The sequence below is a fragment of the Pseudoduganella sp. RAF53_2 genome, assembly GCF_052113985.1.
Lineage (GTDB): Bacteria > Pseudomonadota > Gammaproteobacteria > Burkholderiales > Burkholderiaceae_D > Rugamonas.
This window is the reverse complement of the sequence record NZ_JBFRDW010000099.1, coordinates 1-12345: the sequence shown is the minus strand read 5'-3', so window position 1 is coordinate 12345 and position 12345 is coordinate 1. Positions and strand designations below refer to the sequence as shown.

The following is a 12345-nucleotide window of genomic DNA, read 5'->3' as shown; positions in this document are numbered from 1 at the left end:
ATGGCAGCCAGCCTGGTTGGCGCTGGCCAGACCTTTGCCAACATTTCCGCCATTCTGCTGGTGCAGGGTCTCGATAACGATTTCAATTTCGTCGGCGGCTCATACCAGATTCCGCTCTACGGCCCAACAAACGGTGCATTCAGCTTTGCGAACTACAACCTGAGCTCGATCACGGACACCTTCACCAACGTCCTGCTCTACGCCTACACCTGCGACGCTTCCGGCAACTGCTCCCGCGGTGGCGGCATTGCAAACTTTGCGGTGGACGACATCGTCACCGTCCCTGAACCAGTCAGCATTGGTTTGTTCGGACTGGGTTTGGCTGGCCTCGGCGCAATTCGCCGTCGCCGCGCAGTTTAAGCCTGCGCCAATCTTGCTAACCTAATTCGGGGAAACCACATGAAACTGAATCTGAACTTGCGTCCAGTATCGCTGGCCGTTCTGGCCGTGTTGACCAGCCTGTCGCTGGCTGCCTCCGCTGACGAACAGCGCCGTCCATACATCGTGCAGCTGCAAGACCAGCCTGCCGCAACCTACACCGGCGGCATCAGCGGCCTGGATGCGACCAAGCCTGCACCAGGCGAAACCTTTGACTACCGCGCTGAAAAAGTGCGCAACTACGTGAACTATCTTGGTTCCCGTCAGATCGATGTGCTGGCATCCGTTGGCAATCCGACCGTGCTGGCGCAATACGACGTGGTGCTGAACGGCTTTGCCGCCATGCTGACCGACGCGGAAGTGCTGTCGCTGAAAGCCAATCCGGCGGTGGCCGACGTGCAGGCCGACGCCGTGCGCCATATGGACACCATCTCCACCCCGCGCTTCCTGGGACTGACCGCACCTGGCGGCCTGTGGTCGCAGTTTGCCGGCGGTACCCTGACCAAGGGCGAAAACCTGGTGATCGGCGTGGTTGACGGCGGTATCTGGCCGGAAAACCCAGCTTTCGCTGACCGCGTAGACAACAACCAGGTACCGACCTTCGATCCTTCGGGGACCCAGGTGTACGGCTCCGCTCCGGCGAGCTTTACCGGTGGTTGCGTGGCGGGCGAGGGCTTCGACCCGGCGACCCATTGCAATAACAAGCTGGTCGGCGCGAAGTTCTACAACGCCGGCTTCCTGGCTTCGGGCAACGGCGCCAAGAAGAACTGGAGCGAATTCTATTCGCCGCGTGATTCGAACATCGGCAGCAACGGCGTGTCGACCGGCCATGGCGGCCACGGCGACCACACCGCTTCCACTTCGGCTGGTAACAGCAATGTGCCAGTCTCGATCTCCGGTCTCGATATGGGCGCCGCCTCCGGCATCGCCCCGCGCGCCCGCGTGGCAGCGTACAAGGTATGCTGGACCTTTGATGACCCGTCTGCGGACGACGGCTCCAACGCCACCAACACCTGCTACAACTCCGACTCCGTCAAGGCGATCGACGATGCTGTGAAGGATGGCGTGAACGTCATCAACTTCTCCATCAGCGGCTCACAGACTTCGGTCAACGACGCGGTTGAGCAAGCCTTCTACCGCGCTTCGCTGGCAGGCGTCTTTGTTGCCGCTTCTGCCGGTAATAGCGGTCCAGCCAACGCTGTTGCCCACATCAGCCCGTGGCTGACGACCGTCGCAGCTTCGACCCACGACCGCGCGCTCTCGGGCGACGTGAATCTGGGCAACGGTGCCAAATACACCGGCGCTTCGATGAACAACGTGCCGCTGGCTTCCAGCCCGCTGATCCGCGCAGAGGACGCCGGTGTTGGCGGCGGTAACGCCAGCCTGTGCTTCAGCTCCAGCCCGGCCCCGGGCCAGGTACTGCTGGACCCGGCCAAGGTCGCCGGTAAGGTCGTGATCTGCACCCGCGGTACCAACGCCCGCGTGGACAAGAGCCTGGCCGTGCTGAACGCCGGTGGCGTCGGCATGGTGATGGCCGATAACGGTGCTGGCCTGGTGGCGGAAATCCACTCGGTGCCGACCGTGCACGTGACTGCAACCGACGGCGCAGCCATCAAATCCTATGCCGTAGCACAAGGCGCCGCCGCGAACGCAGCGATCAGCAAGTTCTACGCAGGCATCCAGCCGGCGCCGATCATGGCGAACTTCTCCTCGCGTGGCCCGAACATGGGCGACAGCAACATCCTGAAGCCGGACCTGACTGCACCAGGCGTGGACGTGATTGCGAGCGTGACCCCGGCATTGACCCCTGCCGAGCACAACGCAGTAGCGGCAGGAACGCTGGTACCTTCGGCTTCCTATGCCTCCTACCAGGGCACTTCCATGTCCAGCCCGCACGTGGCCGGTCTGGCACTGCTGCTGCGCCAGGCGCACCCTGACTGGTCGCCAGCCGCCATCAAATCGGCACTGATGACCACCGGCTATACCACCCTGAACGACAATCTGCCAGGCCAGCAGAATGGCCTGCTGCCATGGGCACAGGGCGCTGGTCACGTTGATCCGAACAAGGCGGTCGATCCGGGCCTGGTGTACGACGCCRGCAAGCCAGACTGGGTTGCTTACCAGTGCAAGGTGAACAAGGCTGCCGTTACGCCGGCATCCGACTGCAACCTRTATGGCACGCTGGACGAAACCTACAACCTGAACCTGCCATCGATCACCGTATCCTCGGTTCAGGGTTCGGTAACGGTAAGGCGTAGTGTGAAGAATGTGGGCGGCGCTTCGGCTACCTACAACGCACAAGCCAATGTGCCGGGCTTCACTACCGTCGTCACCCCTAGCCAGCTGAACCTGGCGCCGGGCCAGACCGGCACCTTCACCGTCAAGCTGAGCGCCGCTGGCGCAGCTCAGAACGTGTGGCAGTTCGGTAGCCTGCTCTGGAGTGATGGCAACAACCACAATGTGCGCATTCCGGTACAGGCACGTGCAGGCAAGGCCATCACCGCTCAGGACAACCTGACGGCTGACCGCGTAGCCGGCAATCGCCTGTTCGCAGTCAAGACCGGCTACACCGGCACCATGAGCGCCATCAAGGGCGGCCTGAAGGCGGCCACCGTTGGTGACGCCGTAACCCTGGTCGCCAAGCCGCTGTCGTCGGCGAACTTCCAGACCGCCTGCAAAGCCGGTGTGGATTCGCAGGGCGTGAAGGTGTACAACGTGTCTGTTCCGGCAGGTACCATTGTGGCGCGCTTCGCTTTGAGCCAGCGTGACACCGGTTCTCCGGATGATGACAACGATCTGGCAGTAGTAACCCCAAGCGGTGCGTTCCTGTATTCCGGCAACGGTGGCAGCAACGAGTCCGTGCAGATCGCATCGCCGGCTGCTGGTAACTACCTGGTCTGCGTTGATGCCTACGACGGTCCGGACACCAACAACATGGTGCACAAGCTGAACTCCTGGATCGTGACCTCGGCCGACGTTGGCGCCAAGCTGACCTGGGGCCTGCCAAGCAAGGTCACCGCAGGTAACAACATGACCGTTGGCGTGAGCTGGTCCGGCCTGGACAACAACCAGACCTACCTCGGTGGCGCACAGTTCCTGGATCAGAATGGCGTGAACCAGGCGACCACCGTCCTGCGCGTGGACACCGGCACCGCTACCGTGCCGACCGCAGAACAGGATCGTGCGCAAGCCAAGCTGCAAGACTGATAACATCTGTCTCAACAGCCGCACAGGTTTTGCAGCCTGTGCGGCTGTTTTTATTTGGGTGTTTGGAATCGGTCACAGTCCTTGCCGAAAACGTTGTTAATTACTTAAACTGCGTGATACGCTAGCGCGTTCCTGCCGCGCAGCACTACAAGGAGTCGTTCGGATGCAAGCAGCAAAGTTTCACAGTCATCACGCGGTACGCCGCGCCACCGGTTTCACGCTGCTGGAATTGCTGGTGGTGATCGTCATCATCGGCCTGCTGGCCGCCTACGTCGGTCCTAAATATTTCTCGCAACTGGGCAAATCCGAGGTCACCATCGCCAAGGCCCAGATCGAAGCCTTCGAAAAATCGCTGGATACCTACCGCCTGGATGTGGGGCGCTATCCCACCACCGAAGAAGGTCTGGCCGCGCTGCTGACGGCGCCGCCGACCGCAGGCGCCAAGTGGAACGGACCTTACCTGAAGAAGGGCGTGCCTCCCGATCCATGGGGCCACGCTTACATTTACAAAGCGCCGGGCGCCAAAGCCGAGTACGAAATCGTCTCGCTGGGCAAAGACGGCCAGCCGGGCGGCGAAGGCGAAAACGCCGACATCACCAGCGCCCCATAAGCTTCCTTTTCAGTCATGCAGTTTGACGTCCGCACCCTGTCGCCGGAAATGGTGATCGGCCACATCGTGGTCGATGGCCGCGACGAGGCCGACGCACGCCGCCAGGTGGAGGCGCGCGGATTATTCGTCAGCGCGATTACGCCCAAGCGTGGTGGCCTGCGCGCAGGCAAGGCCAAGGCGTTGTCGCTGGTGCTGTTCAGCCAGGAGCTGCTGGCGCTGCTGAACGCGGGACTCGGCATCGTTGAAGCGCTGGAAGCCTTGCTGGAAAAGGAAGCCGCTCCCGCCACGCGCAGCGTGCTGGAACGCCTGCTGGGTGGCCTGCGTGAAGGCCAGCGCTTTTCCACCGTGCTGGCGGAGCAGCCGCAGTTGTTCCCGCCGCTGTATGTGGGCATCGTGAAAGCGGCGGAGGGTACCAGCGATCTGCCGCGCTCTCTGGCGCGCTACATCGACTACCAGCAGCGCATCGATCTGGTGCGCGGCAAGATCGTCAGCGCCGCCATTTACCCATGCATCCTGCTGCTGGTGGGCGGCGGCGTCTCCATGTTCCTGATCGGTTATGTGGTGCCGCGCTTCGCCGAGGTGTATCAGGGCGCGGGCGGCAATCTGCCGTGGATGTCGCAAGTGATGCTGACCTGGGGCCAGTTCGCCGCTGCGCACACGGCGCCGCTGCTGGCCGGTGTGTTCTCGGTGCTGGGCGCCATTGTGTTTGCCGTGCGCCGCATGCTGGCCAGCGGCAGCTTGATGCGGCTGGTTGCGCGCTTGCCGGGTATTGGCGAACGCGTGCGCATTTACGAGCTGTCGCGGCTCTACCTGACCATGGGCATGCTGAGCGAGGGCGGGATCACCATTCTGAATGCCATCGACACCGTGCAAGGCATGGTGTCGGCCAATGTGCGCCAGGGCCTGCAAGGCGCACGCGGCATGATCGAATCCGGCTTGCCGCTGTCCACCGCCTTTGATGCCAACGGCCTGACCACGCCGATCTCGCTGCGCATGCTGCGCGTGGGCGAGCGCACTGGCGATATGGGGCCGATGCTGACGCAATCCGCTGCTTTCTACGACGGCGAAATCAGCCGCTGGATCGACCGTTTTACCCGCACCTTCGAACCGCTGCTGATGGCCTGTATCGGCCTGGTGGTCGGCGCCATCGTGGTGCTGCTGTACATGCCTATTTTTGATCTTGCCGGAGAGATGTCATGACCATTCCGGCTATCGACGCGGCACTGCTGTCCCGCGCCCGGAGCCAGCGCGCGCAGACCAAGCGCAGCCTGGTGGAAGAACTGGAAGCCATTTCCGGCATCGAGCCGCGCGTCGCCGTGCGTGCGCTGGCCCAGCCTTTCGGGTTGGCCGTGCTGGAAACGGTGGAAATGCTGGCTTTCGAGCCGGCTTTCGATTTGCTGCCGCTGTCGCAAGCCATGGCGCGCCATTGCGTGCTGCTGCGCGCGCATGACGGCGTGGTGCTTGGGGTGATTGCCGACCCGTTTGATATCGATTTGCAGACCTGGCTGTCCACGCTGTCGCGCTGCTCGCCGCAGGCGCCGCTGCAGATGCGGCTTGCGCTGCAATCGGATATCCAGGCCTATTTGTCCAAGCAGGAGGAGTCGGCGCGTGCTGTCGATACGCTGCTGACGGATGGTGATAATTCCCGCCGCGATGGCAAGACGGCAGCCGTGCTGTCGTTTGCCTCGGTGTCCGAAGCCGCCAGCCCGGCGGTGCGCCTGGTGAACTCCACGCTGTACGACGCGCTGAAAGCAGGGGCCTCCGATATTCACCTTGAAAGCACGTCCGGCGGCCTGGCGGTCAAATACCGTGTGGACGGCGTGCTGGATCACGCCACGGCCGTCAACGGCGTCGATATCGCGGAACAGATTATCTCGCGCCTGAAGGTGCTGGCGGAACTGGACATCGCCGAGCGCCGCGTGCCGCAGGACGGCAGCTTCCGCGTCGAATCGAACAACCGCGAGATCGACCTGCGCGTGTCCATCATGCCGTCGATTCACGGCGAGGATGCGGTGATCCGTATTCTGGACAAGCGCGCCATGATCGAATCCTACGGCGCGCTGACCCTGGAAGCACTGGGCTTCGATGCGCCGTCGCTGGCCACGCTGCGCACCCTGGCCGAAGAAGCCTATGGCATGCTGCTGGTGACCGGTCCCACGGGTTCCGGCAAAACCACCACGCTGTATGCGGCGCTGACCGAGATTCATAACGGCCGCGAAAAAATCATCACGATTGAGGACCCGGTGGAATATCAGCTGCCGGGCATACTGCAGATTCCGGTCAATGAGAAAAAGGGCCTGACCTTTGCCAAAGGCCTGCGCTCGATTCTGCGTCACGACCCGGACAAGATCATGGTGGGCGAAATCCGTGACCGTGAAACCGCCGAAATCGCCGTGCAGTCCGCGCTGACGGGCCACTTGGTGCTGACCACGGTCCACGCCAATAATGTGTTCGACGTGTTCGGCCGCTTTACGCACATGGGCATCGACCCCTATGCCTTCGTGTCGGCGCTGAACGGAATCTGGGCGCAGCGCCTGGTGCGCATCAACTGCCCGCACTGCGCCGCGGAGTACACGCCGAGCGACGAAGAACTGGCCAGCGTGAACATGACGCGCGCCGATGTTTTCGATTACGAATTCAAGGAAGGCAAGGGCTGTGGCGATTGCCGCGGCACCGGCTACAAGGGACGCCGCTCGATTGCGGAAATCCTGGTGCTGAACGACGAGATCCGCGAACTGATCGTGGAGAAGCGCCCGATCCGCCAGATCAAGGCCGCGGCCTACGCCAGCGGCACACGCAGCTTGCGGCAGGCCGCGCTGGAGCTGGTGCGCCGCGGGGGAACCACGCTGTCCGAGATCAAGAGGGTGACCCTTCATGCGTAGAAAACTCGGGCAGTCCCTTTGCATCGGCATCGAGCCCGGTGCCGTCAGCCTGTTGCGCGTTTCGCGCTGGAGCAAAGCCGCACCGGAAGTGCTGGCCGAGCAAAGCTTCGCATCCGGTTCCGGCGCTGCTGCGCTGGAATCGCTGGGCGCTGCGTTGCGGGAGCTGTTGTCCGCGCAGGACGTGGGCGGCTGGCCGGTCAGCTTCGTGCTGGGCGACGAATTGACCCGCCTGTGGCAAGTCAATCCGCCCGCACAAGCCGCGCGTGTGGCCGACCTGGAAGCGGCGGCCATGCTGCGCTTCCATGCTTTGTTCGGTGAGACGCCTGCCGCCTGGCATGTTACTGCCGACTGGGATGCCGACCAGCCTTTCTTTGCCGCCGCCATGCCGCGCGCGCTGAAGGCGCTGCTGGAGAAAGTGGCCGCCGAGCGCCGTCTGGCGGTGACCGGCATCGTGCCGCATTTCATCAGCGTGTGGAACCGCTGGCACAAGTCGCTCAAGCCGAATGCCTGGTTCGGCGTGATGCATGGCAGTGTGATGATGCTGGCTGCCATTGAAGAGCGAAAATTACGCGCCGTGCGCACGGTGCCGGTGCCGCATGGCGCCGATCATTACTGGCTGACGCAGATGGCGCAGCGTGAGGCGCTGCTGTTCGATATGCAAACGCCGCAGCTGATCCAGCTGGCTGGTGCGGTGCCCGCAGCGCTGGCGAAACCGGCTACGCAGGATGGACACGTCACCACCATGCAGCTGGGCGCAGGGCGGAGCGAAGGCTTGTCCAACGCCAGCCTGCTGGCCTGCGCCGGAGGTGCGGCATGAAGCCAATGCAGATCGATTTCGCCGCTCCGGGCTGGCGCCGCACTTTGTATCGCACCCATCCGGCCGTGATGGTGGCTGGCGCGGTGGGCTTGCTGCTGTGCGTTGCTGCCGCTGCGCTCTCACTGCAAAACGCAAAAGAGCGCGAAGCACGCGAGCAGCAACTGAGCGCGGCCCGCAAGAAGGCGATTGCCAGCGCGCCTGCGCGGCTGCCTGAAACGGCGATCCCGGAAGCGCAGGCTAATGCCGTCAACACCGCCGTGCTGCAACTGAACCTGCCATGGCGCGCGCTGCAGGACGCCGTCGCGTCGGCCACGCCTCCGGCCATTGCGCTGGTGGCGCTGGAACCGGATGCGCGCAAGCAGATCCTCAAGATCACCGCCGAGGCACGCAATGCGGACGACATGGTGGCCTACATTGAGCAGCTGAAGCAGGAAGAGTTCTTTACCGGCGCTGGACTGGTGCGCCACGAAATCAATGCGGGCGATCCGAACCGGCCGATCCGCTTCCAGATCGAAGCGCAGTGGAGGGCACGATGAACGCATCCGCTTTCCTGCTGCGATTGCAGCTGTTGACGCAGCGCGCCGGCGCGGCGGCCTGCGTGGCTGCCGCGCTGCTGATCGTCGGTGCGGCCGGCATGGCCTGGGCGCTGTTCGCGCGTTCGGCCTTGCAGGCTGCTCCTGCCACGCTGCCGGCGGCGCCAGCGCAATTGGTGGAGGCAGCGCCGCCGCGCAATGCCAATGAAAACCTGGCCGCCTTTTACGAAGCGCTGGGTGAGAAGCGCTATGCGGAGCAGCAGATCAGGACTCTGTTCGGCATCGCCGCCAAAACCAACTTGTCGCTGGACCAGGGCGAGTACAAATTCGGCTACGACAAGGCGAGCCGGGTCAGTACCTATCAGATCAATCTGCCGGTGCGCGGGCCATACGCGAATATCTGGCAATTCAGCATGCAGGCGCTGGCTGCCATGCCGTTTGCCTCGCTGGATGAAGTCAACTTCCGTCGCGATACCATCACCGATCCTGTGGTGGAAGCGCGCCTGCGCTTTACGCTGTATCTGAAAGACACGGGAGTGCAGCCATGAAGCCGCGCCATATCGCGATGGGCGCGGCCCTGCTGGTTGCTGCGGGACTCGTGCTGTTCGGCGACAAGACGCCGTCCAGCAGCGTTGTCGAATCTGCGGACCGCGCGCCGGCCAAGCACACCGGGCCGACATCGGCTGCATCAGGGCAGGGCGCTGCAGCCACCGCGGCCACTGCGGGCGCCGGCGCGTCCGCTGCGGCGGCGTCCCCAGCTGGACCGGCTTCTGCGCCAACCCTGGCGCGCGCGACGGGCGGCGCCGACAAGCAGCCGGTTGCCATTCTGCCGCTCATCCCGCGTGCGCAGTTGATCGGCGAAGCGGGCGACGGTTCGTTCAAGAGCGCTGATGGTGTGTTTGGCGGCCAGACCTGGAATCCGCCACCACCGCCACCGCCGCCGCCAGTGCAGGCACCGCCGCCGCCACCGCCGACTGCCCCGCCGCTGCCGTTCGCGGTAATCGGCAAGGCGGTTGCTGATGGCCAGTGGGAGGTCTACCTCTCGCGCGGCGCCGACCAAACCTATGTGGTGCGAAAAAGCACTGTTATCGATGGCATGTACCGGGTCGACAACATCGCACCGCCAACCATGACCATGACCTACCTGCCCATGAACCAGGTGCAGCAGCTAAATATTGGAGTAATCGAGTGATGCCAAGTCAGAAAATACTGACGCTGTCGGCGCTGGTGCTGGCGTTGAGCGGCTGTGCGGGTCAGATGGCCTACCGCGATGCTAATAATCTGGTTGAGAGCGACCAGATCGAAGCGGGTTTGCTGAAGTACCAGGAAGCGATCAAAGCCGATCCAGGCAATGCGCAATACCGCGCCACCTATCTGCGGGCGCGCGATAAAGCCACGGTGCGCTATATCGAGCAGGCGGACCGCTACACCAACGAAGGCAAGTACGATCTCGCGGCGCAGGAACTTCAACGCGTGCTGGCGCTGAATCCGCAGAACGAGCGTGCCCGCGCCGGTTTGCGCGCGCTGGAAGCGGCAAACCGCTACGACAAGCTGCTGGCTGGCGCCTCGCTGGCGATTGAACAAAAGGACTTCGACACCGCCAGGATCAAGGTCAACGCTGTGCTGTCCGAGAAGCCGGACCACGCGCAAGCGCGTGCGCTGCTGCGCGAGATCAATGACAAGGCACCGCAAGCGACTGCGGACAATGGCCTGTCCAAAGCCTACAAGCAGCCGATCACCATCGAGTTCCGCGAAGCGCCGCTGAAGCAGGTGTTTGACATCATCGCGCGCCGCTCGGGCCTGAACTTCGTGTTCGACAAGGATGTGAAGACCGATACCCGCACCACCATCATGCTGAAGAACAGCACCGTGGAATCGGCGATCTACTATCTGCTGATGACCAACCAGCTGGAACAGCAGGCGATGGATGCGAACACCATCCTGATTTATCCGAACACCGCGGCCAAATTGAAGGAATACCAGGAAACCGTAGTGCGCACCTTCTATCTCGCGAACGCGGATGCGAAGGCAGTCACCAATACGCTGAAGACCATCCTGAAATCGCGCGACGTGGTGGCGGACGAAAAACTGAACCTCGTGATCATCCGCGACAGCGCCGACGCGATCCGCCTCGCGGAAAAGATCATCGCGACCCAGGACCAGCCCGAGCCAGAGGTGATGCTGGATGTGGAGATCCTCGAGATCAAGCGTGGCCGCCTGATGGACCTGGGCGTGAACATTCCGACCAGCGCCACGCTGACGCCGCTGTCGATTTCCGGTGGCGACTCGCTGACTTTGTATGACCTGGATAATCTGAACCGCCGCACGCTTGGCATCAGCGCCCTGAGCGCAACGGTGAAGGCAAACCGCACCGATGGCGATTCCAATCTGCTGGCCAGTCCGCGCATCCGTGTGCGCAACAAGGAAAAGGCCAAGGTGCTGATCGGCGACAAGGTGCCGGTGATTACCACCACCGTGTCGCCCGGTACTGCGGGCTTCGCGTCCGAATCCGTCAGCTACGTCGACGTTGGCCTGACGCTGAATGCCGAACCGACCATCTACCTGAACAATGAAGTGGGCATCCGCATTTCGCTGGAGGTCAGCAACATCGTCAACAAGGTCGAAACCAAGACTGGCACCACGGCTTACCAGATCGGCACGCGCCAGGCGTCGACCTTCCTGCAGCTGAAGGATGGCGAGAACCAAGTGCTGGCTGGTCTGATCAACAACGAAGAGCGCATGTCGGCCAACCGCGTGCCGGGCCTGGGCGATCTGCCGATCGTCGGCCGCCTGTTTGGCGTGCAGACGGACGATAACCAGAAGACGGAAATCGTTTTGTCGATTACGCCGCATCTGGTGCGCAATCTGCAGCGTCCTGAAATTTCGGCCGCTGAATTCTCTGCTGGTACGGACGCGAACTTCCGCCGCAAGCCTGATGTGGCGCCGCGCGCCTTGGTGACGCTGCCGCCGCGTCAGGGTGCAACGCCGGCACCGGCGCCGGCAGCTCCGGCAGCGGGCGCTGTGCCGCAGCAAATCCAGGGTGCGCCGGACTTGTCGGCRCCGAGCGGTGTGCCGTTGTCGAACACGCAGCCGGGTCCTGCGACCAGCGTGACGCAGCCGCCGCCACCGCCGCCGCAAACACCGTCCGTGGTGCAGCCGCCGGCGTCCACGCAGCAGGTGCAGCCTGCGCAGAACCAGCAGCAGTAAGCCGATGCACGCACGCGGCTTTACGCTGATCGAACTGCTGGTAACGCTGGCCATTCTCGGCCTGCTGGCGACGCTCGCGATCCCGGTTGGGCAGACCGTGGTCCAGCGCCGCAATGAGCAGGACTTGCGCCGCGACCTGCACGAGATCCGCAAAGCCATCGACGCTTACAAGGTCGCATACGACGAAGGACGCATTGCCAAGAGCATTGTGGGCAATGGCTATCCGAAGAGTCTGGAGACGCTGGTGGAAGGCGTGCCGGATCAGAAGAGCGCCAAGCGCGCCAAGATCTTCTTCCTGCGCCGCGTGCCGCGCGATCCCTTTAACAGCGATACGAACTTGACCGATGCCCAGACCTGGGGCAAGCGCAGCTACGCCAGCGAGGCGGAAGATCCGCGCGAAGGCGAGGATGTGTATGACGTATTTTCGACATCGGAGGCGGTGGGCCTGAACGGCATCCCGTACCGCAAATGGTAAGAAAAAAAGGCTTCACGCTGATCGAACTGCTGGTGGTGCTGGGCATCATTGCGCTGCTGCTTACGCTGGCAGTACCGCGCTATTTCCCCAGCGTGGACAAGGCCAAGGAAACCATCCTCGGCGATAACCTGCGCAATATGCGCGCCGTAATCGACCAGTATTACGGCGACACGGGCCGCTATCCGGACAGCCTGGAGCAACTGGTCGAGAAAAAATACCTGCGCTCGGTGCCGCTT

12 protein-coding genes are annotated in these 12345 nt (G+C 63.0%); all 12 read left to right on the top strand.

Annotated elements, in window-relative coordinates; translation table 11 throughout:
* On the top strand, positions 1 to 360 hold a 360-nt coding region (locus tag AB4Z11_RS08455; protein WP_442024356.1), incomplete at its 5' end, for a PEP-CTERM sorting domain-containing protein.
* A gap of 39 nt (positions 361 to 399) precedes the next feature.
* Positions 400 to 3585, top strand: coding sequence for a S8 family serine peptidase (locus tag AB4Z11_RS08450; RefSeq protein WP_442024354.1), 3186 nt, complete (start codon positions 400 to 402; stop codon positions 3583 to 3585).
* A 163-nt stretch (positions 3586 to 3748) separates the two neighbouring features.
* Positions 3749 to 4195: a type II secretion system major pseudopilin GspG gene (gene gspG / locus AB4Z11_RS08445; RefSeq protein ID WP_442024352.1), complete on the top strand. Its 447-nt coding sequence runs from the start codon at positions 3749 to 3751 to the stop codon at positions 4193 to 4195.
* Between the two features lie 15 nt (positions 4196 to 4210).
* Positions 4211 to 5395, top strand: coding sequence for a type II secretion system F family protein (locus AB4Z11_RS08440; protein ID WP_442024350.1), 1185 nt, complete (start codon positions 4211 to 4213; stop codon positions 5393 to 5395).
* The gene (locus AB4Z11_RS08435) at positions 5392 to 7077 is read left to right on the top strand and encodes a GspE/PulE family protein (protein WP_442024348.1); all 1686 of its coding nucleotides are present in this window, start codon (positions 5392 to 5394) and stop codon (positions 7075 to 7077) included. The genes AB4Z11_RS08440 and AB4Z11_RS08435 overlap by 4 nt, the downstream gene beginning before the upstream one ends.
* Positions 7070 to 7894: a hypothetical protein gene (locus AB4Z11_RS08430; RefSeq protein ID WP_442024346.1), complete on the top strand. Its 825-nt coding sequence runs from the start codon at positions 7070 to 7072 to the stop codon at positions 7892 to 7894. Before AB4Z11_RS08435 ends, AB4Z11_RS08430 begins: the two co-directional genes overlap by 8 nt.
* Complete coding sequence (locus tag AB4Z11_RS08425; RefSeq protein WP_442024344.1) at positions 7891 to 8430, top strand: PilN domain-containing protein; 540 nt, start codon at positions 7891 to 7893, stop codon at positions 8428 to 8430. The genes AB4Z11_RS08430 and AB4Z11_RS08425 overlap by 4 nt, the downstream gene beginning before the upstream one ends.
* Positions 8427 to 8975: a hypothetical protein gene (locus AB4Z11_RS08420; RefSeq protein WP_442024342.1), complete on the top strand. Its 549-nt coding sequence runs from the start codon at positions 8427 to 8429 to the stop codon at positions 8973 to 8975. Before AB4Z11_RS08425 ends, AB4Z11_RS08420 begins: the two co-directional genes overlap by 4 nt.
* On the top strand, positions 8972 to 9619 hold the full coding sequence (locus AB4Z11_RS08415) for a hypothetical protein (protein WP_442024340.1): 648 nt from the start codon (positions 8972 to 8974) through the stop codon (positions 9617 to 9619). The genes AB4Z11_RS08420 and AB4Z11_RS08415 overlap by 4 nt, the downstream gene beginning before the upstream one ends.
* Positions 9619 to 11634 carry a secretin N-terminal domain-containing protein gene (locus tag AB4Z11_RS08410; protein WP_442024338.1) on the top strand — a complete coding sequence of 672 codons (2016 nt, stop codon included), beginning with the start codon at positions 9619 to 9621 and terminating at the stop codon, positions 11632 to 11634. Before AB4Z11_RS08415 ends, AB4Z11_RS08410 begins: the two co-directional genes overlap by 1 nt.
* Positions 11635 to 11638: 4 nt before the next feature.
* The gene (locus AB4Z11_RS08405; RefSeq protein WP_442024336.1) at positions 11639 to 12109 is read left to right on the top strand and encodes a type II secretion system protein; all 471 of its coding nucleotides are present in this window, start codon (positions 11639 to 11641) and stop codon (positions 12107 to 12109) included.
* The coding region (locus AB4Z11_RS08400; RefSeq protein ID WP_442024334.1) for a type II secretion system protein at positions 12103 to 12345 on the top strand (243 nt) is incomplete at its 3' end. The genes AB4Z11_RS08405 and AB4Z11_RS08400, both read left to right, overlap by 7 nt.

Coding starts and splice junctions, on each gene's coding strand:
- gspG (WP_442024352.1), top strand. CDS start 3,749: ATGCAAGCAGCAAAGTTTCACAGTCATCACGCGGTACGCCGCGCCACC.
- AB4Z11_RS08440 (WP_442024350.1), top strand. CDS start 4,211: ATGCAGTTTGACGTCCGCACCCTGTCGCCGGAAATGGTGATCGGCCAC.
- AB4Z11_RS08435 (WP_442024348.1), top strand. CDS start 5,392: ATGACCATTCCGGCTATCGACGCGGCACTGCTGTCCCGCGCCCGGAGC.
- AB4Z11_RS08430 (WP_442024346.1), top strand. CDS start 7,070: ATGCGTAGAAAACTCGGGCAGTCCCTTTGCATCGGCATCGAGCCCGGT.
- AB4Z11_RS08425 (WP_442024344.1), top strand. CDS start 7,891: ATGAAGCCAATGCAGATCGATTTCGCCGCTCCGGGCTGGCGCCGCACT.
- AB4Z11_RS08420 (WP_442024342.1), top strand. CDS start 8,427: ATGAACGCATCCGCTTTCCTGCTGCGATTGCAGCTGTTGACGCAGCGC.
- AB4Z11_RS08415 (WP_442024340.1), top strand. CDS start 8,972: ATGAAGCCGCGCCATATCGCGATGGGCGCGGCCCTGCTGGTTGCTGCG.
- AB4Z11_RS08405 (WP_442024336.1), top strand. CDS start 11,639: ATGCACGCACGCGGCTTTACGCTGATCGAACTGCTGGTAACGCTGGCC.